The organism is Rhodococcus sp. MS16 (assembly GCF_013277795.1).
Classification (GTDB): domain Bacteria; phylum Actinomycetota; class Actinomycetes; order Mycobacteriales; family Mycobacteriaceae; genus Rhodococcus_F; species Rhodococcus_F globerula.
Map to the genome: position 1 here is coordinate 1,012,471 of NZ_VBTM01000005.1, position 22,664 is coordinate 1,035,134.

Annotated in this window: 20 protein-coding genes; 9 read left to right on the plus strand and 11 right to left on the minus strand. The window is 62.0% G+C overall.

Going from position 1 to position 22,664, the window contains the following annotated elements; translation table 11 throughout:
* Nucleotides 1–59: 59 nt before the first annotated feature.
* The 4 genes from FEZ60_RS17295 to FEZ60_RS17310 are packed head-to-tail and all read right to left on the minus strand — an operon-like array spanning nucleotide 60 to nucleotide 3,877.
* A complete protein-coding gene (locus FEZ60_RS17295; RefSeq protein WP_045064658.1) occupies nucleotides 60–785 on the minus strand; it encodes a DUF1707 domain-containing protein in 726 nt (241 codons plus the stop codon).
* A gap of 39 nt (nucleotides 786–824) precedes the next feature.
* Nucleotides 825–1,457, minus strand: coding sequence for a response regulator transcription factor (locus FEZ60_RS17300; RefSeq protein ID WP_051730303.1), 633 nt, complete (start codon nucleotides 1,455–1,457; stop codon nucleotides 825–827).
* A 28-nt stretch (nucleotides 1,458–1,485) separates the two neighbouring features.
* Entirely contained in the window at nucleotides 1,486–2,691 is a 1,206-nt protein-coding gene (locus FEZ60_RS17305) for a DUF5931 domain-containing protein (protein ID WP_172936584.1), read from the minus strand.
* On the minus strand, nucleotides 2,684–3,877 hold the full coding sequence (locus tag FEZ60_RS17310) for an AI-2E family transporter (RefSeq protein ID WP_033231723.1): 1,194 nt from the start codon (nucleotides 3,875–3,877) through the stop codon (nucleotides 2,684–2,686). Before FEZ60_RS17310 ends, FEZ60_RS17305 begins: the two co-directional genes overlap by 8 nt.
* Before the next feature lie 224 nt (nucleotides 3,878–4,101).
* On the opposite strand from FEZ60_RS17310, the gene FEZ60_RS17315 reads away from it, so the two are divergent.
* Nucleotides 4,102–5,580 (plus strand): adenylate/guanylate cyclase domain-containing protein, encoded by a 1,479-nt coding sequence (locus tag FEZ60_RS17315; protein ID WP_033231724.1) that lies wholly within the window; start codon nucleotides 4,102–4,104, stop codon nucleotides 5,578–5,580.
* A 9-nt stretch (nucleotides 5,581–5,589) separates the two neighbouring features.
* On the plus strand, nucleotides 5,590–6,696 hold the full coding sequence (locus FEZ60_RS17320; protein WP_172936585.1) for a YbhN family protein: 1,107 nt from the start codon (nucleotides 5,590–5,592) through the stop codon (nucleotides 6,694–6,696).
* Here the strand turns inward: FEZ60_RS17320 and FEZ60_RS17325 are convergent.
* Complete coding sequence (locus tag FEZ60_RS17325) at nucleotides 6,693–7,373, minus strand: FadR/GntR family transcriptional regulator (protein ID WP_172936586.1); 681 nt, start codon at nucleotides 7,371–7,373, stop codon at nucleotides 6,693–6,695. The genes FEZ60_RS17320 and FEZ60_RS17325 overlap by 4 nt on opposite strands.
* A 165-nt stretch (nucleotides 7,374–7,538) precedes the next feature.
* Between FEZ60_RS17325 and FEZ60_RS17330 the strand changes: the two genes are divergently transcribed.
* From FEZ60_RS17330 to FEZ60_RS17345, 4 genes are all read left to right on the plus strand, one after another.
* The gene (locus FEZ60_RS17330) at nucleotides 7,539–9,335 is read left to right on the plus strand and encodes a 2-isopropylmalate synthase (RefSeq protein ID WP_242484622.1); all 1,797 of its coding nucleotides are present in this window, start codon (nucleotides 7,539–7,541) and stop codon (nucleotides 9,333–9,335) included.
* Between the two features lie 28 nt (nucleotides 9,336–9,363).
* Nucleotides 9,364–9,918 carry a YceI family protein gene (locus FEZ60_RS17335; RefSeq protein ID WP_033231726.1) on the plus strand — a complete coding sequence of 185 codons (555 nt, stop codon included), beginning with the start codon at nucleotides 9,364–9,366 and terminating at the stop codon, nucleotides 9,916–9,918.
* A gap of 71 nt (nucleotides 9,919–9,989) precedes the next feature.
* Nucleotides 9,990–10,367, plus strand: coding sequence for a DUF3054 domain-containing protein (locus FEZ60_RS17340; RefSeq protein ID WP_033231727.1), 378 nt, complete (start codon nucleotides 9,990–9,992; stop codon nucleotides 10,365–10,367).
* A 57-nt stretch (nucleotides 10,368–10,424) separates the two neighbouring features.
* Nucleotides 10,425–11,897, plus strand: a complete 1,473-nt coding sequence (locus tag FEZ60_RS17345; protein WP_033231728.1) for a peptide MFS transporter — start codon at nucleotides 10,425–10,427, stop codon at nucleotides 11,895–11,897.
* A gap of 20 nt (nucleotides 11,898–11,917) precedes the next feature.
* On the opposite strand, the gene FEZ60_RS17350 is transcribed toward FEZ60_RS17345, so the two are convergent.
* The 5 genes from FEZ60_RS17350 to FEZ60_RS17370 form a co-directional block, all read right to left on the minus strand.
* Nucleotides 11,918–12,655, minus strand: coding sequence for a sulfite exporter TauE/SafE family protein (locus FEZ60_RS17350; protein WP_033231729.1), 738 nt, complete (start codon nucleotides 12,653–12,655; stop codon nucleotides 11,918–11,920).
* A 45-nt stretch (nucleotides 12,656–12,700) separates the two neighbouring features.
* Nucleotides 12,701–13,561, minus strand: a complete 861-nt coding sequence (locus FEZ60_RS17355; RefSeq protein WP_172936588.1) for an SDR family oxidoreductase — start codon at nucleotides 13,559–13,561, stop codon at nucleotides 12,701–12,703.
* Nucleotides 13,558–14,460, minus strand: coding sequence for an LLM class F420-dependent oxidoreductase (locus FEZ60_RS17360; RefSeq protein WP_172936662.1), 903 nt, complete (start codon nucleotides 14,458–14,460; stop codon nucleotides 13,558–13,560). The genes FEZ60_RS17355 and FEZ60_RS17360 overlap by 4 nt, the downstream gene beginning before the upstream one ends.
* A gap of 81 nt (nucleotides 14,461–14,541) precedes the next feature.
* Nucleotides 14,542–16,221, minus strand: a complete 1,680-nt coding sequence (locus FEZ60_RS17365) for an NTF2-like N-terminal transpeptidase domain-containing protein (protein WP_095887022.1) — start codon at nucleotides 16,219–16,221, stop codon at nucleotides 14,542–14,544.
* A gap of 107 nt (nucleotides 16,222–16,328) precedes the next feature.
* Nucleotides 16,329–18,134, minus strand: a complete 1,806-nt coding sequence (locus FEZ60_RS17370; RefSeq protein WP_172936589.1) for a penicillin-binding transpeptidase domain-containing protein — start codon at nucleotides 18,132–18,134, stop codon at nucleotides 16,329–16,331.
* 86 nt (nucleotides 18,135–18,220) lie between these two features.
* Here FEZ60_RS17370 and FEZ60_RS17375 point away from each other — a divergent pair, with 86 nt between their 5' ends.
* From FEZ60_RS17375 to FEZ60_RS17385, 3 genes are all read left to right on the plus strand, one after another.
* Nucleotides 18,221–18,775 carry a hypothetical protein gene (locus FEZ60_RS17375; RefSeq protein ID WP_033231734.1) on the plus strand — a complete coding sequence of 185 codons (555 nt, stop codon included), beginning with the start codon at nucleotides 18,221–18,223 and terminating at the stop codon, nucleotides 18,773–18,775.
* A 181-nt stretch (nucleotides 18,776–18,956) separates the two neighbouring features.
* Complete coding sequence (locus tag FEZ60_RS17380) at nucleotides 18,957–20,564, plus strand: ABC-F family ATP-binding cassette domain-containing protein (RefSeq protein ID WP_172936590.1); 1,608 nt, start codon at nucleotides 18,957–18,959, stop codon at nucleotides 20,562–20,564.
* Nucleotides 20,565–20,594: 30 nt separating this feature from the next.
* Nucleotides 20,595–21,386 (plus strand): alpha/beta hydrolase, encoded by a 792-nt coding sequence (locus FEZ60_RS17385; RefSeq protein WP_172936591.1) that lies wholly within the window; start codon nucleotides 20,595–20,597, stop codon nucleotides 21,384–21,386.
* Here FEZ60_RS17385 and FEZ60_RS17390 read toward each other — a convergent pair.
* Complete coding sequence (locus tag FEZ60_RS17390; protein ID WP_095887026.1) at nucleotides 21,383–22,612, minus strand: acyl-CoA dehydrogenase family protein; 1,230 nt, start codon at nucleotides 22,610–22,612, stop codon at nucleotides 21,383–21,385. The genes FEZ60_RS17385 and FEZ60_RS17390 overlap by 4 nt on opposite strands.
* Nucleotides 22,613–22,664 lie beyond the last annotated feature (52 nt).

Genomic DNA, 22,664 nt, shown 5'->3' on the forward strand with positions numbered 1-22,664 from the left:
ATTGAATGAGTAGTACTACTCGACCGACATAGGGGCTTTCGGTGAGCACACCTTTCGATCTAGGACCCAAGGAACTTGCGAAAGGTGGTTCCGAAGGGATGCTTTGCAGTGACGCTACCGAAGCGCACCTTGCCGTGCACCACTACGTGAAGCGGGCCCATCTGAGGCCCGGACCGCACCTTGTTGGAAGCGCTGCCACCGATGGCTTCGACATCGTTCATGTCCACCGTGGCTTCTTCGGGGACGATCAGCGAGATCGAGCTTGCATAGTCGTTGATCGAGACATGCACGATCTGTGTTTGCATGACCGCACGCGTGAAATCTACCGTGACACTGGACATTCGAGTGTCGATCACAACGGCCGGCGGGACGATCCACGCGCCGTTACGCGTCACTGTCGACATCCGTCCGCGGATGATCGCGGCATTGGCTGCGCCGTAGGCACCGGCCGCCGGAGGCCCACTCTGTCCGGCATAGGGCTGCGGCTGCGGATACTGAACCTGCTGATGAACCGGCGGCTGCTGGTAACCCGGGGCCGGATACTGATAACCGGACTGGCCGGCCGACGCGGGATACGCGGGAGGCTCGTAATCCGAGATCAAGGTGATGCCCGGGAGATCGGCAAGTACGACGTTGAGTTCGCCCCTGGTCTTTGCAGCCAGCGCGGTGTCCATACGTTCGGTGAACTCACCGAGTGAGAGCATCCCCTGACCGACGGCTTTCTGCAGCAATTCGCCGACGTGCTCTCGTTCTGCATCCGATACGCGTAGATTCCTGGCCTCCATGGTTTCCAGGATAAGCGTTAATCGAGACTTTCCCCGATATCAATCAAGACCCTGCTCGATTGCGTAACGCGTCAACTCGACGCGGTTGGCCAATTGAAGTTTGCGTAGCGTGGCTTGTACGTGGTTTTCGACGGTTCGGTGGCTCAGCGAGAGCCTGGTCGCAATCTGCTTGGCGCTGAGCCCTTTCGCGACCAGTCGCAGCACTTCGGTCTCCCGTTCGGTGAGTTTCGGGACCTCGGGTGCACGGTCGTCGGCAGGGGCGGTGGACATGCGTCGGTATTCACCGAGTACCAGTCCGGCAAGGCCAGGGGTGAAGACAGCTTGCCCGTCGTAGGTTGCGCGTACGGCTCCCAGGAGTTCGTCGACGGAAGCACTCTTGACCAGGTAACCGGACGCTCCCGCCTTGATCGCGTCCAGTACGTCGTCGCGTTCCGACGACGCCGACAGCACAAGGATCTTGCTGTGGGGCGAAACTTCGAGCACCGCAGTAGTTGCGTCGGCTCCGTTTCCGTCGGGGAGGTGCATGTCCATGAGAACAACGTCCGGTGTCACTGCAGCGGCGCGGTTTCGGGCACGCTCGACGCCGTCTGCGGTGGCTGCGACGATGAATCCGGCTGCTTCGAGGTCGCGGGACACTCCGTCTCGCCACATCGGATGATCGTCGACCACCATGACGGACACCCCGGTTACACCTTGTTGCTCAGTCACTTCCACTACTTTCCTTCGGCACCGTGATTTCCCATTCTGTGCCCTCTCCGGGTCCGGTGTGCAGGCTCGCGGTACCGCCGAGCACCGCGACGCGTCCGAGAATGGACTTCGATACTCCCATGCGGCCTTCGGCTTCGGCCTCGGCCAACCGGCCGTCGGGGATACCGACTCCGTCGTCGCGGATACTGACAATGACCTCGCCCGGTAGATCTTCGAGCAGTACGAACACCTTGGCGCCTGAGCCGGCGTGGAGGGCTGCGTTGGACAGGGCGTTGTCGACGATGGCGGCCAGTTCGATGGCGCGGTCTCGGTCGAGGATGACAGGGTCGGCTGGTGTCGAGACGGATACCGTCGCACTCGCCCCAGTGGTGAGCAGTGGGCACAGGTCGACGCTCTGACCTCCCGTGTCGGCGGTTGCGCCTGAGCCCTGTTCGGAGATGAGCATGCGCAGTGCCACTTCCTGCTCTCCGGCCAGTTCTGCGAGTTCTGCGGCTTCACCGCCGAGCGCTGCGCCTCGTCTTCGGACCATCGCAAGAACTTGGAGTACTCCGTCGTGGACTTCACGGGCGAGTCTTTCGCGTTCTTCGGTGGCTGCGGCGAGGCGCACGGCTTGTTCGAGTTGGCGATGTGCGCGCCGTGCGGTGGTGGTGGCGAGGCCCAGCGCCAAGCCGACTGATACGAGGACGGGGGCTGTGGCGTCGCGCCAGAGATCAAGATTGATCTGGTCCCGAATGATCGCGCTGGCCGAGGAGATGACAACGCCTGATGCGATTCCGAGCCACGGCCCGCCGAGGATCGCCGCCGAGATCACGGCGTTGGTGGCCCACAGCGTCGTCGGTAGGGTCTGGTGATTTTGGTACCACTCGTGATCTGACACAAGCCTCGTCGACGCCATGAGCGCGATGACGATCAGCTGATCTGCCAGTACGACATATTTTCGTGGGACCGTTTCAGCGGCCAACATGACTGCGGAGGCACCGGACCACACCGCCATGAGCGCGACGAAGAACCAACTCAGACGTGCGTTGGTGTAGTCCGACGCCGAAGCGAACTGGTAGCTGATCGCGTAGACCAGAGTGACCAAGCGAAAGGCCTGCGCGGCCCGCCACAGCGGTGCGTCAGGGTCGGTGTCTATTCCGCATGCTTCGCGGACGGTGGGTCGGTAGTGCAATCGGCGTCGGCGGGTCGGGTCAGTCATCGTGGGTGGCCTGGTCGGGTGGGATCGGATTTTCGATGCGCGGTTCGGTTCGTGGTTCGTCGGGTTCCGCCGGATAGAGCGGTGTCTCCGGATCTTCGACGTGCAATTGGGCGTACACGGCGTCGGGATCGTCGGCGAGCAGTGAGCGGATAGCCGTGTTGAGGACCGCGACGATCGGTACGGCGAGGAGCCCGCCGACTATTCCGGCCAGGACGATGCCCGCGGTGATCGCGAGAACCACGGCCAGCGGGTGGAGCCTGACTGCGCGGCCGAGCAGCAGGGGCTGCATGACGTGCGCTTCGAGCTGCATGACGCCGATGATGATGCCGAGCACGATCAGGGCGGTCAGGAATCCCTTGGTGACCAGGGCGACGAGGACTGCAAGAAAACCCGTGAGAAAAGCACCGACGATCGGGATGAACGCGCCGATGAACACCAGCGATGCCAGGGGCAACGCCAGCGGGACTCCCAGAATCGCGAGGCCAGCGCCGATACCGATGGCGTCCGCTGCGGCGACGGCAACCGTTGCACGTACGTATCCGATGAGTGAACCGAAGCCGGCGGCGCCCGCGATCCGGATCCGACGCCTCGAATCGCGCGGAACGATCCGGGTGACGAACTCCCAGATCTGGTCTCCGCCGTACAGGAAGAAGATCAGGGTGAAGAAGGTCAACAGCGCGCCGGTGAAGATCTCGGTGACAACCGCCGCGGTGGTCAGCGCGCCACTGGTCAGTTCTTCGCGATTGGACTGCACCGATTTGACGACGGAATCGCCCGCTTGGCGAATCTGGTCCTCACTGAAATGGAACGGACCGCTGGTCAACCAGTTCTGGATTTGTGTGACGCTGGCAGCAAATTGATCGGTGAGCTCTGGAAGACCGTCGATGAACTGCTCGACCACAAACGTCATGATTCCGGCAACGATGCCGAGGGCACCGAGCAACACCACTACAACGGCAGCTGATCGCGGCACGCCCCACGTTTGCATCCGGTCTACGAACGGAATGAGCAGCGCCGACGCCAGGAGCGCCAAGCCGACGGGAATCAGCACCGTCTCGAGCCGCAGCACGACGTATCCGAGGACCGCCAAGCCGGCAAAGATCACGATCAGGCGCCACGACCACTCGGCTGCGATCCGCACGCCGGGATGAACCGACTTCGCGTCGGACGTGATGGGCTTGTTCATTCCCGCTCGAACTCATTCTCGAACTCATTCATGGGCCGAATCCCCTCCGCATTCCCCTTATCCTGCGTTCCCTTCGGGAGCCTAACCGCCGGAGCCGACAACCGTGGGCAGACGCAAATGGGACGCGCATACCAGTACTTCGACCCTGGCCAGCTAAATTGAACGCTGTGCGGGCTTCATACAGAGCGATAGCGGTGACGATCCGCAGTCGATGGCCCATCTATATGGTTTCGATGCTCGCAGCCAACCTGATCGGCGCGGTGCTGGTCTTTGCCTTTGTGCGGTACGGCGTCCCCATCGAGGAATCCGACGCGATCGTTGCCGATCATGTCCGGAACTTCGCGGTGTTCGGCATCTACCTCGCGTTTGCCGGTGTTGTCAGTCTGACGGCGGCAGCCATGATGCTCCGCAAGGTCATCCGGTGGAGATTGCGCGGCGGTCCCCCGACGCGCAGTGAGCAGATGGCAGCGCTGCATGCGCCGCTGCGCCAAGCGATCGTCCACCTTGTTCTCTGGTTCCTCGGCGGCATCATCTTCGTCATTCTGACGATCAACGAGATGCCCGGGTTGGCTATCGCGGTGATTGTCACCGTCTGCATGGCCGCGACCACGACGTTCGGGTTCACGTACATGCTCGGCGAGCGAATCCTGCGTCCCGTCGCTGCACTCGCATTGAGCGAGGGCGAGTTCGATCGGACCATGGCCCCAGGCGTCGGCACGCGTTTGGCGATGACGTGGGGATTGGGCACGCTCATGCCCGTCGCCGGCATCATCTTGCTGTGCGCCACCCAACTCACCACTGATCTCGAGTTCTCACCCAACTCGTTGGCGTGGGCGATCTTGTTGATCTCGATTATGGCGATCGTGCAGGCATTTGCGCTGTCGATGCTGACGGCCAGCCAGATCTCCGACCCCATCCGCCAACTTCGACGCGCCATCGAGCGGGTCCAGCGCGGTGCGACGGACGTTCGTGTCGAGGTGTTCGACGGCAGTGAGATCGGGCGTCTGCAGGTCGGGTTCAACCGCATGATGAAGGAGTCGGACGAACGTCGTCTGCTGCGCCAGTTGTTCGGCCAACATGTCGGCGAGGACGTCGCTCGACGCGCTTTGCAGTTCGGTACGGAACTGGGCGGTGAAACACGCTTTGTCGCGGTTCTGTTCGTGGACATGGTCGGGTCGACGGGCGCTGCGGCTGAACGTCCGCCTGGCGAGGTCGTCGAATTGCTCAACGAATTCTTCCGCATCGTCGTGGACGTGATCGACCGTCACCACGGCTTTGTCAACAAGTTCATGGGCGATGCGGCGCTCGCGATCTTTGGCGCTCCCCTCGATCGACCCGACGCACCGACGGCTGCGCTGGCTGCTGCGCGCGAGTTGCGGTTCAAGCTCGACGCGATCACCGGCCTCGACATCGGTATCGGTGTGAGCGCAGGTTTGGCGGTCGCGGGAAATATCGGTGCGGCGGAACGTTTCGAGTACACCGTGATCGGCGACCCGGTCAACGAGGCCTCGCGTTTGACGGAGCTCGCGAAGTTCCGTCCCAGCAGAGTCCTGGCGTCGACGAGTGCGCTGTATTTTGCGGACGAGGAGGAGCAGGCCGAGTGGGAACTGGGCGAGCAGGTTCAACTTCGTGGGCGCAGACGGCTCACTCATCTAGCCTGGCCACAGAAATATCCCGAGGTAGATCCAGAACAGATTGGTTAGTCTGAATCGATGGCACTGCCTGGAAAGACCCCGTGGCGACTCAGACGGCCCCCGCCGTCCGTCGCCGAGTCCGGTCGGGTTCGTGGGCGATTCTGGTGGCTGAAGTATGTTCTCGGGCTCGCGCTGATCACTCTGCTGGTTGTCGAGGGGACACTGCTTTGGCCAAAGCTCAATGAGTCATGGCAGGCACTGACGGAAATCCACTGGGGTTGGGTTGCGGCCTGCATCGCCGCCCAGGCCGTCTCACTCAGCGGATACGCGTCGGTTCAGCAGCGGCTTCTCAATGCTGCCGGTGTGGTGGCCGGCCACCTGAAAAATCTCTCCGTGATCTACGCAAGTACCGCGATGGCGCTCACATTGCCTGCGGGGCAGGTGTTCTCCACCGCGTTCACATACAAGCAGACCCGCAAGTGGGGTGCGACGCCCATTGTCGCGTCGTGGCAATTGGCTATGTGCGGTGTGATCGCCGCAGCAACGCTGGCACTTCTCGGCGCAACCGGCGCTTTGGCTTTCGGCACCAAGGTCAGTCCAGTTACGCTGACCATCTCGATTATCTGCGTGGCGCTTCTATTCGTCGGCCTGCGATATATCGCCCAGAACCCCGGTAGCCTCGAACGCCTAGGACACTGGGTCCTTGCTCGGTACAACAGCTTTCGCGGTAATCATCCAGACCGTGGAGTGTCACGCTGGTCCGAGATTCTCACTCAACTCGATTCCGTGGAACTCGGGCGCACCGATACCGTCATCGCTTTCGGCTGGTCGGCGATCCATCGTGTTGCCGACGTCGCCTGTCTCGGGTTTGCCTGTTGGGCTGTGGGTGCGCACCCCTCGTTTGCCGGTTTGCTGATCGCATTCACCGCAGCCAAGGCCGTCGGGAGTATTCCTCTGATGCCCGGTGGTTTGGGATACGTGGACACAGCACTGATCACTGCGCTCACCATCGCCGGAGCGACCGGCGCACAAGCTCTCGCGGCGGTCTTCGTCTACCGAATGGTGAGTCTTGTACTCGTGGCGCTCGTGGGGTGGGTCGTCTTCCTCATCTCGTTCCGAGCGACGCATCGCGACGACGCCGACATGACCATCGACTTCGAACGCGGCGAACAACCCGGCGTTTAGCGTCGCAACGCTGCTGCCATGTCATCCAGATGGGCACGGCTGATTCGCACGGCAGCCTCCGAGTCACCGGCTTCGATGGCGTCCACCAACATTCGATGCTCGTCGGCGTCGGGTTGGCTGTGCGGATTGAGATCGAGGACGCCGATCAGCTCGATCAACGCAGTCCGAAGTCGTGGGACAAACGTTTCGAACAACTCAGACAGAACCGGATTGTGCGCCGCCTCGACCACCGCGCGGTGCACCGCGATGTCGGCGTCGACAAAGGCGGCATCACCGGAATTCGCGGCCGCGGCCCTACCGTCGAGCGCACGCCTGAGTTCTGCGATATCGGTGTCGTCGCGTCGTTTGGCTGCCAATCCAGCTGCCTCCACCTCGACGGCGTTGCGCACTTCGACTACATGCAGGATGGCTTCTGATTCGAGGACCCGAGGCCACTGGTCGGGTGGAGTTGTACTGCGCAAGAACACTCCGGCGCCCTGACGCGATTCCAGCATGCCGAGTCCGGCGAGGGTGCGAACGGCTTCGCGGATCGTGGAACGACCGATACCCAATTCCGCCGCCAGAGTGGTTTCACCTGGAAGTTTGTCACCGACTGCCCATTCGCCACCGATGATACGAGCACGAAGAAGCTCAGCGGCTTGATCGGTGAGTAGACGGCGTTCGACCATCGGCGGCACGGAAACTCCTCAGGTTGTCTGATAAGTGATTTCGTTCTAGTGTAGCCCTCATGGCTTTCCGAGGACTCCTTCTCGACTGCCGCGGCGGGGCCTGAAAAGACCGGCACCCCTCCGCGGGGTTCCGCCATGGCCGGTCTCTCACCAAGACCCGCAGGAGAACCCCCGATGAGCATCACCTGGAACACCCAGAGCACCACCTGGAACAACCAGAAACCTTCCCCTATGCCGTCCGCGCGTTATCGCGCCGCGTGGGATCGAGTCGACATTCCGGCATTCGATCGAACCTGGCCGGCCAATCGCACCACCGAAGCGCCCCTGTGGGTTCCCGTGGATCTGCGCGACGGCAACCAGGCCCTCGCCGAACCGATGGACCCGGCCCGCAAACGCCGGATGTTCGAACTGATGGTGGCGATCGGCTACAAGGAAATCGAGGTCGGCTACCCGTCCGCCAGTGCGACGGATTTCGACTTCGTTCGCGACCTGGTGCACCTCGACCTTGTTCCCGACGATGTCACGATCGTTGTATTCACCGCAGCCCGAACAGATTTGATCGAGCGAACCTACCAATCCATCGCCGGACTGCCGAACGCGGTAGTTCACATGTACACCGCTACCGCACCGACATGGCGCGATGTGGTCCTGGGGAAGGAACGAGACGAACTGCACGGCATGATCTTTCGCGCCGCCGAGGATGTCGCTCGCGGCGGTGACGCTCACGACGGGTGGCGGTTCGAGTTCTCACCCGAGGTCTTCAACCTGACGGAACTGGACTACGTGCTGCAGATCTGCAACAGCCTCAGCGAACTCTGGGATGCGAGCCCCGATCGCCCGGTCATCCACAATCTGCCTGCCACAGTGGAAATCGCCACTCCTAACATCTACGCGGACCAGATCGAATACATGCACCACAATCTCGCTCGACGCGATTCGGTAATCCTGTCCGTACATCCGCACAACGATCGTGGCACCGGAGTGGCGTGCGCCGAACTGGCAGTACTCGCCGGCGCTCAGCGGGTCGAAGGCTGCCTGTTCGGTAACGGTGAGCGCACCGGCAATGTCGATCTGGTGACGCTCGGGCTCAACCTCCACGCGCAGGGCGTCGACCCGAGAATCGACTTCACCGACATCGACGAAATTCGTCGAACAGTGGAGCACTGCAACAGAATTCCGGTGCACGAGCGCCACCCGTACGGCGGCGATCTGGTGTACACCGCGTTCTCGGGAACCCACCAGGACGCAATCAAAAAGGGCTTTGCCCATCATTACGAGCGCGCCGAAATCCTTGGCATCGATCCGTCGCAGGCGCCGTGGGAGGTGCCGTACCTGCCGATCGATCCCGCTGACGTCGGTCGTGACTACCAGGCAGTGATCCGGGTAAACAGCCAGTCCGGCAAGGGAGGCATCGCCTACTTGCTGGCATCGGAATACGGCGTCGAACTCCCCCGACGCCTGCAAATCGATTTTGCGGCACGAGTTCAACGTGAAACCGATGGCTCCGGACTCGAGATAACCGCCGACCAGCTGTGGAACCTCCTGCTGCGCGAGTACGGGTACAACGGAGGAATGCGCCGATATTCGGTGGAACACAGCTCAGATGGTGATCGTCTGTTTGTCGTCCTGGATCGCGACGGCAAGGAAATTACCGCCGAGGCCAGTGCGTCCGGGCCTGTCGAGGCGCTGGCCAGGATCCTGACCGAGAACGGCACCGGCGTCGAAGTTCTGTCACTCACTCAGCATTCACTTCCCGGCCACTCGGATTCTCCGGCCAGTGCAACTTCGGCAGTCACCATCACAGAAGCCCTGGTCAACGGAGTCCAACACTGGGGAGTGGCTGTTCATCAGTCCGTCACGGCGTCGGCGCTTCATGCCGTCTACGCGGCTTCCTCCCACACATGTGATGACAGTCACATGAACTTGCGGAAGAATTCCCGAGGGTTCATAGTTGAACCTACAAGCAATTGAACATTCAACTACTTATCAAGGAGCTTCGATGACCGCCGCTACCACCACATTGCCCGCATTGACCGCCGGAACCTGGGTTATCGACACGGTCCACTCGACCGTCGGCTTCTCGGTTCGTCACCTCATGGTGTCCAAGGTTCGCGGCACGTTCGACGAGTTCTCGGGCGCCATCACGGTTGCCGAGGACGGCACCCCGGCCGTCGAAGCCGAAATCTCGGTCGCCTCCATCAACACCAAGAACGAGCAGCGTGACGGCCACATCAAGTCCGCTGACTTCTTCGACGTCGAGAAGTACCCGACGGCTACCTTCAAGTCCACCGCAGTGCGCGCCAAGGGCAGCGACTTCGTACTCGCAGGCGACTTCACCCTCCACGGTGTCACCCGCGAGGTCGAGCTGAACCTCGAGTTCAACGGCGTCAACCCCGGTATGGGCAACGGCCCGGTTGCCGGATTCGAAGCCACCACCGTCATCAACCGCAAGGACTTCGACATCTCCATCGAGATGCCCCTCGAAGGCGGCGGAGCAGTTGTCGGCGACAAGATCACCATCACCCTCGAGATCGAGGCTGGTCTGCAGGCATAAGGGCCTTCGGCCACGTGCGCCTTTCCGGTAGTGCCAACTACCGGAAAGGCGCACAGTCGTATGGTGACCAGGTGAAGAAGTACGCACCATTCCTGCTGATCGACGCCGTTCTTGTCATTATCTTTTGCGCGATAGGGCGCCGTACACACGAAGAAGCCAATGCGCTCGCCGGACTGGCGAAGACATCCTGGCCGTTCCTGACCGGCCTGGTAATCGGATGGTCTGCCACGTTCGCGCTGTACCGCGACAAGTTCAACGCCGTTCTCCTACTCCCCACCGGCATAGTCGTATGGCTCTCCACCGTCGTCATCGGCATGGTCCTGCGAGTGCTCAGCGGTCAAGGTACGCAGTTCAGTTTCATCGTGGTCGCCACGCTTGTCCTCGGCGCTTTCCTACTCGGGTGGCGCGCACTGGTTCCGGTCATCGCAAAAATCCGTGCCAGGTCGTAACCGTGTCGAGCGGTCCGGAACTACCCGAATTGCGCTACGAAGTAGGACACTTTTCGGATGAGTAACACTACGGAGCCTGCCGAACGGACCGAGAAGGAAGACAAGGGCTTCTTCGGCCAACCGTTTGCATTGGCCAATCTGTTCGGCGTGGAGATGTGGGAGAGGTTCTCCTTCTACGGGATGCAAGGCATCCTGATCTATTACCTGTATTACACCGTCGCCGACGGTGGTCTCGGTATCAGCCAGGCCGCCGCGACAAGCATTGTCGGTGCGTACGGCGGCACCGTGTACCTGTCCACGATCCTCGGTGCGTGGGTGGCCGACCGCCTTCTCGGGTCGGAGCGGACGCTCTTCTACAGTGCTTCGCTGGTCATGGCCGGCCACATCGCGTTGGCGGTGTTCCCCGGTCTGTGGGGCGTTGGCATCGGTCTTGTCATGGTGGCCTTCGGCAGTGGTGGCCTCAAGGCCAACGCCACCTCGTTGGTCGGCGATCTGTATTCGCCGACGGACGAGCGCCGCGACGCCGGTTTCTCGATCTTCTACATGGGCATCAACATCGGCGGTTTGGTCGGTCCGCTGCTGACCGGCGCAGTGCAGGATGCCTGGGGATTCCATGCCGGATTTGCTCTGGCGGCCGTCGGCATGGCGCTCGGCCTTATCCAGTACACGTTGGGCCGCAAGCACCTTCACGGAATCGGCGCCGCACCGGGCAACCCGCTTCCCGCGGATAAGCGCACCCTCTACATCGGAATCGGTGTTGCTGCGATCGTTGTGGTCGCCATCGCATCGATTACCGGTTTGATCACCGCGGACAACATGTCCGACGTTGTGGTCGGTCTGACTGTCATTGCATCGGTCGGCTATTTCCTTCTGATGTTGACCAGCAAGCAGATCACAAAGGTCGAACGCAGCCGTGTGTTTGCGTTCATCCCGATGTTCATTGCCAGCGCTGCCTTCTGGTCGCTGTTCCAGCAGCAATTCACGACGGTTCCGCTGATCTCGGACAAGCTTCTGGACCGCAACCTCTTCGGCTGGGACTTCCCGCCGAGCTGGGTTCAGTCCATCAACCCCGTGTTCATCATCGTCTTCGCAGGCGTGTTCGCGGCGATGTGGACCAAACTCGGCCCACGGCAGCCGTCGTCGCCCATCAAGTTCGCGATCGGCACCGGGATCATGGGCTTGGCTTTCCTCGCCTTCATTCCGATCACCGGCGGCGGTCCGAACAGTGCACCGCTCCTCGGGCTGGCCGGAGTCCTTCTGCTGTTCACGTTTGCGGAGCTGTTCCTCTCCCCCGTCGGATTGTCGCTCGCAACCAAACTGGCGCCGGAGCGTTTCCACACGCAGATGGTCGCGTTGTTCTTCCTGTCCGTCGCGTTGGGATCCTCGATGGCCGGAACCCTTGCCGGTCATTTCGACATAGACGACAGCAAGCCGTTCTTCCTGATCATCGGATTCTCGTCGATCGGAATCGGCGTAGTGCTTGCTGCCGCGTCGCCGTGGATCAAGAAGCTGATGCAAGGCGTGCAGTAAACGCTATTTGACCCTGCCCGCTATTTGACCCACAGCCACAGCGCCAAAGCGAATCCCGCTATCGCTACTGCCACCCGCAGTACCGATGGCGGGATTTTCTTCACGACGGGTGGCCCGCACCAGCCACCCACCAATGCGCCGAGAGCCATGGCCAGCGCGGCCACCCAGTGCACTTGCCCGGAAAAAGCGAAGATGAGGGCGGCAACCAGATTCGCAATGCCGAGGAAGAAGCTCTTCAGAATTGTGGCCCGCCACACCGTTTCGGATGTGAGGATGAGGGTTGCCGCCAGAAAGATGACGCCGGCACCCGCGCCGAAATACCCGCCGTACACGGCCACGGCAAACAGGGCGGCCGAGTAGATTCCCGGACGGTCGCCGCCCCCGGAGAGTTCACGAATCTTCGGTTGAAGCAGCAGTGCCAGCGCCGCAAACGCAACCATCGCCGGCACAACCGATTCGAACGAACCCTCCGGTGCGAGCCACAGAATCAACGCACCGATGATGCCGCCCGCAGCCGAATACAGAGACCAGCGAACAAGTTTGGGTCCCGTATCGGCAACTTCGCGCGATGAGTTCGCCAATGCACCGACTCCGACGGCCACCAGTGCCACGGTGTTGGTCATATTGGCGCTGACTGGCGACAACCCGACACTGAGCAGCGCCGGGTACGACACGATGGACGCCAGTCCGGTGACAAAGCCGACTAGACCGCTGAAGAATCCCGCTACGACAAGAAAGAGGAAATCGAGCAGGTTCACAGCTCATGAACCTACCGGGCGCGGATTCTCACCCGCGCCACGCGTCTACGCGTGCCCCTCCAAGAACCGCGTCGGTGCGTAGTTCGCCCAACCCGTGTCCGGCCAGTTGAACCACCCGGACGACGCCAATGTTCCACCGTCGGGATGAAGTGTTGTCCCGGTGATGAAGGTGGATAGTCCGGAAGCAAGAAAGACGACGCTGTTCGAGACATCGGAGACATGCCCGACTCGTCCCATCGGTATGGCCACCCGAGCCCCCACCGGGGTTGCCATCGAATGGTCCCCACTGCCGAATCGGGCAAGATTTGGCGTCGGGACGAAGTCCGGTGCAACGTTGTTCACGCGAATCCGGTCCGGGGCCAGTTCGACGGCCAGTGTCCGCGAAAACTGCTCGACGGCAGCCTTTGCCGCAGAGTAGACGGCAAAACCGGGCGCCGCGCGGTGCGCTTCGATGGTTGTCACGTTGATGATGCTGCCGCCTCGCCCACCGCTTTTCATCATCGGCACCGCGAGGGAGCACGCGTGTAGGACGTGATGGAAGTTCGTGCGCAAAAGCGCGTCCCACCCTTTCGGTGTCGATTCCGCAAATGGTGTTCGGAAGGTGCCACCGACAACGTTGACCAGGATGTCGAGCCTGCCCCACCGCTCGTGAGCAGCCTCGAACAACAAGTTCAACTCGTCCGGATCACGCGCGTCACCGTGATGTACGACGGCGTCGCATCCGCCCTCCGCCAACTCACTACGCAGACGCTCGACGGCCTCTGCATCGATGTCGACGACGGCAAGCTGCACTCCGTTCGCGGCAAGATCAGCGGCAATCGCACTGCCGAGCCCACCGGCGCCGCCGGTGATGACGGCTACGCATCCGTCCAACCCGGCCCGATCTTCGAACCATCCTGTGCTCATGACAGGTACGTGGACCCGAACGCTTCGAGGAATTCGACGGTGGCGGCCAAACCGTCGATGGGACCGGAAACCACCACTGCGGTGACGCCTGATTTTTCGAGGTCGGAGAATACTTCGCGGTGCCGGTCAGATTCGACTGTCGGGGTGTGTATCCCGTCGCCGTGATAGGAGTACACAACGTCGATGGGCTCGGCGCGTCCGGCGGCGAGCGCCGCATTTCGCAGTTCGGTGATGTGGCCGCCGATCTGATCAACCGATCCGAGCGTGGGTGTTCGCGCGGTAGCGCTCAACTCTGCCCCACCGGACATCGGCATCCATCCCTGTGCGCGCTCGGCTACTCGGCGACGAGTCAGCTTGGAGTTGCCGCCAATCCAGATGGGGATCGGATTCTGGATCGGCCTCGGCCGGGCGATGACGTCGAGGGCACTGAAGTGCTTGCCGCGATACGTGAACGGTTCACCGCTCCAATGCAGCGGAAGCACATCGAGCGCCTCGTCGAAGAGTTCGTTGCGCTCGTCGAAATCGATTCCGAGAGCATGGAACTCGCTCTTCTGATATCCCGTTCCGAGCCCGAGCGTGAGGCGGCCACCCGACAGTTTGTCGAGGGTCGACGCGGATTTTGCCAGCAGGAAGGGGTTTCGGTACGGCGCCACCGCCAGATACGTGAGCAACCGCAACCGTTCGGTTGCGGCTGCGACGTAGCCGAGGGCAACAAATGGATCGAGCGTCTGGTGCCCGCCGGAGGCCAGCCATTTTGCGCCGGGTATCGGGTGTTCGCTGAGAGACAGCGTGTCGAATCCTGCCCGCTCAGCGGCAACGGCCACGTCCCGCAACGGCCCTGGATCGAGGACGTCTCCGTCCAGACCGCTTATTTCCGGGTAGTGGTAGATGAATCGCATTGTCACCGAGTGCGCCCTCTCTGGCAGATACTCTTCCAGAGATGAGAATAGCGATTACGTATTTGAAAGTCATGCTCTCATTTATTTGTCGGCAGGCTTTGCCAGCTCCTGGAACAACTTCTCCGTCATCTGCTGCGCCCGATCATTGCCGTCGGCATCAGCGACGAAGACCGCAAAGGCCAGGTCACCACGTGATCCGAAGAACCAGCGATCGTCACCACTTGCCGCACCGGCAGCGATCAGATCCGGGTATCCGACAAGGCCGCCCGCGCCGCGCATGGAATCACGGAGTCGGTTGGTCACGTCCTCCGGCAGCGCTGACGCCGCGGTATCGGCGGTCGCGGGCTGACCGAACACCATCATCGGCGTCGGCGCACTGCCGCGGGCAATGGACGCCGCGAGCATAGCCATACCGAATGGCGTGACCTGAGGTTCACCGGCACCGGAGGACGTCCGATTAGCCACGATATTGTTCACCGACTCGTTTCCGCCGGAACCATCCGACGCAAACGTGGCCGTCTGCTGCTCGAGGCTGGGGATGTGGAATCCGTTGCCCAGACCGAGTTGCCGCGCCGTGTCGGCCAGCTGTTCGCCGGACACGGCACGCGGCTCGACGCCGTTCTGCATCGACGACGCCAACCGCACGAGGTCCAGCGCGCCGCCTGCCGGACGAAGCCCGGTGAAGGCGATCGGCCCCTGCTCGATGGCCTGATTGTTCTGTGCAGCAGCAAGAATCGCGCCGTCCGAGGGTCGGATCGCGACTATCGCCGCCGGCGTTCCAGCGCTCACCACAGCTTCGATTGCCGCGAGTTGTGTGTGCGAGTCCATGGTCGCGGCAACGTCGGGTCCTGAAGGTCCCTGGAAACCGGCTTGTTTGACTGCTGCTCCGTTTTGGTCGACAAGATTGACCGCCCAACCTGCGGTGGCGTCGCGGTTTGCCTGCCACGCGGTACGCAACGGGTCCAGGAGCGGCGAATTGATCCGGCGATCCGACGCAATGAGCTTGGGCGTCTTCACGACAACAACTCCGGGGATGGCGAAGTCGCTTTCGAGGTACAGATAGTCGGGGTCGCGCAGGAGAACTGCTGTAATCGACTGCCCCGGGTGCGCCGCGAGATCAGCGAGCATCGATTCGCTGGTCACCAGCGGAGCGACGGGTTCGATGACTTTCGCGAGCCGGCGCGTCGAGTCGACTGGATCGGGCATGGATGCCGGGTCGAGAGTGATGGCATTGATGGTCTGCTCGTTCATGAGCAGAGTCCCGCCTGCATCGACCACCTTGGGCGGAGCGGCGTCGGTCCGGGTGTAGTCGACGGTGCGTCCGCTGCCGAGGCCGGGGACGATGACCGACGGATCCCAGGACACTCGCCAACCGACGGAGAGGTCTCGGACCTCACCTTGTGACTGGTATGTCCAGTCCTTGCCTTCGCCGAAGTTCCAGGCCGCGTCGAGAGTGAAGAATCCGGAGTCACTACCGAGGTCGATGACCTGGGCGACGTCGAAGTCGGTGGAACGTGCTTCCAATCCGTCGAACATCTGCGAGATGGATGCGCGTGCGGCATTGGGGTACGACGTGAGGTTTGCGGCCGCGTCCACGTCGTGATTGTTGAGTGCGGTGACAAAGTCTTCGACGACCGTCGCGGCGTCAGTTTCCTCTTCTCCCCCGACGACGCACGACGCGAGTGCCACTGTCATGACAACAGCAGCTATCGAAGCAATGACGTATTTTCCACGGCTGCTTTTCTGTGCTCCGGGCCCCATTGGTGCAACTCTTCACTTCTGTCACAGCCGTAACAAGCACGGGATGCCTACGAACGTGTCACGGTTGAGCCACGGCGGTGTCATCGAACTGCAATCGAAAACAGGTTTCACCGCAGAAAAGTGCCCGCGACCTGCACTGCAGGAGCGGAGCTGTCTGCCCCGGCGATAAAAACCGCAAACGCCAGATCTCCCTTGATTCCGACAAACCATCCATGCGCTGGACCGCCGTCAACTTCGGCTGTTCCGGTCTTGCCCAGCAGTCCGTCGATATCTGCGAGAGTCGTCGCAGTACCACCGGTGACGGTCTCACGCATCATGGTCCGCAACTGTTCGGTCACCACCGCGGGAGTGGGCGCCGCGGTCTGATCGGCAACCCCTGGCTGCCCTTTCACGAGCATCGGGGTCGGCGTTTCACCGTGTGCGATCGACGCCGCGACCAACGCCATCCCGAACGGCGTGGCAGTGACAGTTCCCTGCCCGATCGCCGATTCGACGCGTTCGGCCGGAGTGTTCGCGTCCGGTACGTTTCCGGTCACCGTCGTCAGGCCGGGAGTGACGTAGTCGACGCCCAATCCGAATTGCAGTCCCGCATTGTGCAGTGCGCCCGCAGGCAGACCGACGGCTAGGCGCGCCATCGTCGTGTTGCACGAATGCGCGAATGCGGTGTGCAGGGGCACCGAGCCGAGATCGAATTCGTCGTCGTTGGGGATCTGTCGTCCCTCGACGTTCTCGGTGCCAGGACACGGCAGAATTGTGTCGGGGGTCGCCACCCCGGCTTGCAGCGCCGCCGACGTTGTCACGGTTTTGAATGTCGAACCGGGCGGATACAGACCTGTGAGCGCGATCGGCCCCTGAGCATCGGCGGCCGAGTTCTGGGCCACGGCCAGAACAGCGCCGGACGACGGTTGCAGCGCCACGATCACCGCAGGCTGTGTCACCCCGGCGAGTGCGTTCTCCGCGCCCAGTTGAAGGTTGCGGTCGATTGTTGTCGCGATATTCGGCGCAACCGGGCCGTCCTGTCCGGCGATAGTGGTCGCCGACCCGTTCTCCTTCACCATCTGCACCGCCCATCCGGCGGATTTGTCCTGCCCTTCCTGCCACAGGTCGCTCAGTCCGGTGAAGGTCGGCGACGTCAAAGCCTTGTCGACGGACAGCAACCGGGCCTGTGGCGCAAGCGTCACTCCGGGCAGGGAAGCCAACCGATCTTCAATGGGCGCAAGGTCTTCCGCACGAAGCGTGATGGCAGTGATCGGCTTTCCGGCAGCCGCGGCGAGATCACTGCGCAACGAATCTGCCGTAATTGTCGGGGCAACCGGGGAGATGAGCGCCGCCACGGCAGCGGCATCAGCTGTGGGCTCGAGATTGACCAGTGTCACCACCTGCTGCTCCATGACGGGCTGCCCGGCCGTATCGAGAACCGCAGGCGGCGCACCGGCAGTGGGTGTGTACCGCAGGGTGGTCGACGCCCTCAGATCCGGTGCGAGCAATGCCGGATCCCACTCGATCAACCACTGATCACCACTGGCCGATGCGTTCCCGTGCGTCGAGTACGTCCAGTCCTGGCCTTCTCCGAAGTTCCAGGCCGCATCGAGAGTGAAGGTGCCGGCGTCATCGCCGGATTGTTCGGCTTCGGAAACCGTGAACGTTCCCTCGTCCTTCCCCAGTCCGTCAATCATGGCGGTGATCGCGGTGGAAGCCGCCGCGGGATCGGTAGTCAGGGTTGCCGCCGCCGACACATCGTCGTCGGTGAGGGCAGTTGCGAACTGCTCAGCCACTGATCGCGGCTGGTCAGGTCCACTACTGCACGCGACGATACTGCTCGCGGCGGCTACTCCGATCACCGTGAACACGGTGATTTTTCGGATCAACGGGTGGCGAATATCAACTCTCGATGGGCGCACCTTCTCGATCATGCCCGAAATTGTGGCGAACGCCGGAATATCGGTGTAATCATGTAATCAGAGCAATAAATGCTCCCGACGACTTTCAGGAGAACGTCATGAAGAACTCACACGGCCCCGGCGAGCGCGGATTCGGACGCCCCGGAGGTTGGCAACAAGCATCGGTTCCCGACGCGGGTGATGCAGGCGACTGGTTTGCCGGCAGGCTCCCCGACACCTGGTTCACCGGCCCGGCCGACGTCCAGGTGGACCGCGAGGAGATCGTTGTCATCGGGGAACTACCACCCGTCGAGGGCGGGTCTGCGGCAGCGGAAGGTCGTATCTCACGCTTTCGTGAAACCACGCGCGCCGATCGCATGCGCATCGCCGACGAGGCCGAGGCCAGATACGGCCGGAAGGTGGCATGGGGTGTGAAACTGGACGAAAAGACGGTCCTGTTCACACATCTCGCGGTGCCGGTGATGACGCGATTGCGTCAACCCGAGCGCAAGGTACTCGACACGTTGGTGGATGCGGGTGTTGCCAGGTCGCGGGCCGACGCACTCAAGTGGACTGTCCGCCTGGCCGGTCAGCACAGCGAACAGTGGCTCGCGGAACTGCGGGACGCGATGAAGAAGGTCGACGATCTGCGGACGGAGGGACCGAAGATCTGACGATGCACATCACACGTTAATTCGATTGCCTACGTCAACGGTCATCGAGTAGCGTCGACGTCGAATCATCCCCGACGAACAGGAAACGGGCCGTTGCTCATCTAGAGGTTCATTACGCGAAGGCATCCACACCCATCAGTTGCGGCTGAGCCGGGTGGTCCCCGCACCCTCTGGAGTTCACATGACCCACTCTCATTCCTCTCTGTCTCTGTCCGACCTCACGTTCACCTGGCCCGACGGCGAGCCTGTCTTCTCCGGTCTGAGCTTTGTGTTCCCCAGCGGCCGAATCGGTCTGGTGGGATTGAACGGATCCGGGAAGTCCACGCTGTTGCGCCTGATCGCCGGTCGATTGACACCCGATGCCGGTTCAGTCCACGCTTCCGGCGAGATCGGCTATCTGCGCCAGGACATCACCCTCGACCCGAATGTTCGAGTCGACGATATCCTGGATATCGGTGATCTGCGTATTGCCTTGCACCGCATAGAATCCGGCGAGGGCGCAGAGAAAGACTTCGCTGTGGCCGAAGGCAACTGGGACATCGAGGAACGTGCGATTTCGACGCTGCACCGCCTTGGGCTCGAACGCGTTGTACCCGACATCGAAGCCTTGGGACGCACCGTCGGCACGCTGTCCGGTGGCGAGACGGTGCTACTCGGCCTCACCGCGACCCTGTTGAAAAATCCGCAGGTACTGCTACTGGACGAGCCGACCAACAATCTGGACCGGATGGCACGCGCCCGGGTTCATGCCGCTGTCCAACAATTCCCCGGCACCGTCGTGGTGGTGAGCCACGACCGGGAGTTGTTGAACAGCATGGAATCCACCGTGGAACTGCGTCGCGGCAATCTTCGGACATTCGGCGGCAACTACTCGCTGTACCAGGAGGCGACAACGGCGGAACAGGAAAACGCCTTGGCCGCGGTTCGCGACGCCAAAACCGATCTGGCAAAGCAGAACCGCGAATTGATCGAGGCGCGAACCAAACTGGATCGGCGCAAGCGATACGGCCAGAAGATTCAAGACGAGAAGCGGCTACCGCCGATCCTGGCGCAGACCCGCAAGCGAAAAGCCGAAGTTTCAGCGGGAAAACTGTCGGTCAACCATATCGGCAAGGTCGACGACGCGAAGTCCGCTCTTGCCGATGCGGAGAAGCTGCTTCGCGACGATCGCGAAATACGATTGGATCTTCCTGATACACAGGTACATCCGGGCCAGCAGGTAGTGACGCTCGAGGATGTCGTGCTGCGCAGCGGCCAGATTGTGTCGCTGCATGTCACCGGTCCCGAACGGATCGCGATTGTGGGGCCCAACGGAATTGGGAAGACAACCCTTCTCGACGCCCTGGTGGAGAAAAAGCCATTCGTCCCCTGCCGCGCACTGCGTCAGCGGTTGGACGTGTTCGACGAAAATCTGTCGGTGGCGGACAACGTTGCAGCGGCGGCGCCACACGCAACCAGCGAGGAAATTCGTGGCCAACTGGCTCGATTCCTTTTTCGTGGAACGGATTCCGACGTGACAGCCTCCGCACTGTCCGGCGGCGAACGTCTCCGGGCAGCGCTGGCGACCATCCTCCTCGCGCAGCCCGCACCCAAACTCCTGATCCTGGACGAGCCGACCAACAATCTGGATCTCCCCAGCCTTGCCCATCTCACGCAAGCGCTTCACGATTTCCGGGGTGCACTCGTTGTTGTCAGTCACGATCTGCCGTTTCTGCGGGAAATCAACATCACCCGGTGGATCAGGATGGACGAGAACGGAATTCAGGAAATCGATCCCGAATGGCAATGACGCCATTCACACGTCCATAATGGATCGGTGATGCAGGACGCGAGAAACCCCGTTGACGGAACCCGGATCGCGTACCAGGTTGTGGGGACGGGCATCCCCCTGCTGATGGTTCACGGCAGTGCTCTGTCACATTCGATCTGGCGCGGCTTCGGTTATGTCAAAGCCCTGCAGGATCGGTACCGGATGATCCTGGTCGACATGCGCGGGCACGGTCGCAGCGAGAAGCCGCACACGCCCGATTCGTACGCGATGGATCTGGTGGTCGGCGATCTCCTCGAGATCCTCGACACCGAGTCGCCGTTCGAACCCGCCCACGTCCTGGGGTATTCGTTCGGCGGGCGCGCGACACTGTCGTTGGCAATCGAGCACTCCGAACGAGTGCGGTCGTTGACCGTCGGCGGTGGGAGCAGCCGGCCCATGACCGGCGCGTTCGACGCACTGTTCTTCCCAGGCTGCGTCGACGCCCTCGAGCAGGGTGGGATCGAGGGCTTTCTCGACGGCTGGGGCGCTAGGCGCGGCAAGCCGGTTGATCCGCAGACCGCGGCAGCATTTCGTCGGAACGATCCGCTCGCCTTGGCCGCGTACATGCGACGGTCCGACGTCGAACCGGGTATCGACGACAGCGTGCTTCGCGAGATGATCACTCCGACATTGATGTTCGTCGGGTCCAAAGACCGGGAGCGGCGGCCCGATACCGAGCACGCCGCGTCCCTGATTCCGGATTGTTCGTTGTCTGTCATCGACGGCACAGACCACGCCAGCGCCGTCGTGGCCTCTGACGCCGTTCTAGCGTCGTTGATTCCGTTTCTGCGCCGACACTAGCCGAGCAGTCCCTTTGCGATGTGCGTGACCTGGATTTCGTTGCTGCCGGCGTAGATCATGAGCGACTTCGCGTCGCGGGCCAACTGCTCGACGCGATACTCGGCCATGTAGCCGTTTCCGCCGAACAACTGGACGGCCTCCATGGCAACTTCGGTTGCCGCGCGCGAGGAGTACAGCTTCATCGCCGACGCCTCCGCCAGGGTCACCTTGTCGCCTGCTGCGGTTCGCTCGATCGCGTTGAAGACCATGTTCTGCACATTGATTCGAGCTACTTCCATCTCGGCGAGCTTGAGTTGGATGAGCTGGAACTGTCCGATTTCGCGGCCCCACAGTTTGCGGGACTTCGCGTAGTCGATGCAGAGCCGGTGGCATTCGTTGATGATTCCGAGGGACAGGGATGCAATGCCGATGCGTTCGGCGGCAAAGCTTTCCTTGGCACTGGACTTTCCGTCGGATTTTCCGCTGTCTTCCGTTTCGCCGAGCAGGCGGTCCTTGGTGATGCGGACGTTGTCGAAGAACAGCTCGCCGGTGGGTGAGGAGTTCATGCCCATCTTCTTGAAGGGCGGGCTCTGGGTGAACCCTTCCATGCCCTTGTCGAGGATGAACGCGAGCACCTTGCGGTCACGACGGTCGACGGAGGCGTCACCTTCGTCGAGTTTGGCGTAGACGATGGTGACGTCGGCGTACGGTCCGTTGGTGATGAACGTCTTGTTGCCGTTGAGGATGTAGTCGTCGCCATCGCGGCGAACGTAGGATTTCATGCCGCCGAAAGCGTCGGATCCCGAGTCGGGTTCGGTGATCGCCCAGGCGCCGACGGTCTCGAAGGTGACCAGTCCGGGCAGCCAACGTTCCTTCTGAGCGAGGGTGCCGCGGCTGCGGATTGTTCCGGCCGCAAGCCCGAGGCTGACGCCAAGCGACGCGACCAGGCCGAGGCTCACCCCGGCCAGTTCACTGTTGAGCACGACGCCCATGCTCCCGGCCCCGCTGAAGGCGCTGCCCTTCTCACCGTCACCGGCTGGTGCGTCGCCGCGCTCACGGGCAAATGATTTCTCGAGGCCCTCGCGTGCCATGTCGGCCAAACCGAATGTCGAGTACAGCTTGCGGATGATGTCGAAGGGCGGGAGCGCTCCGCTTTCGAGTTCGTCGACGTGAGGCCGCACCTCCTTGTCGATAAAGCCCCGCAAGGCGTCGCGGAACATCAGGTCGGTGTCGGACCACTCGTACATGTGCGTGCACTCCACTCGCTGAACGGTTGGCTGCCGGAAAAGCAGCCTCACT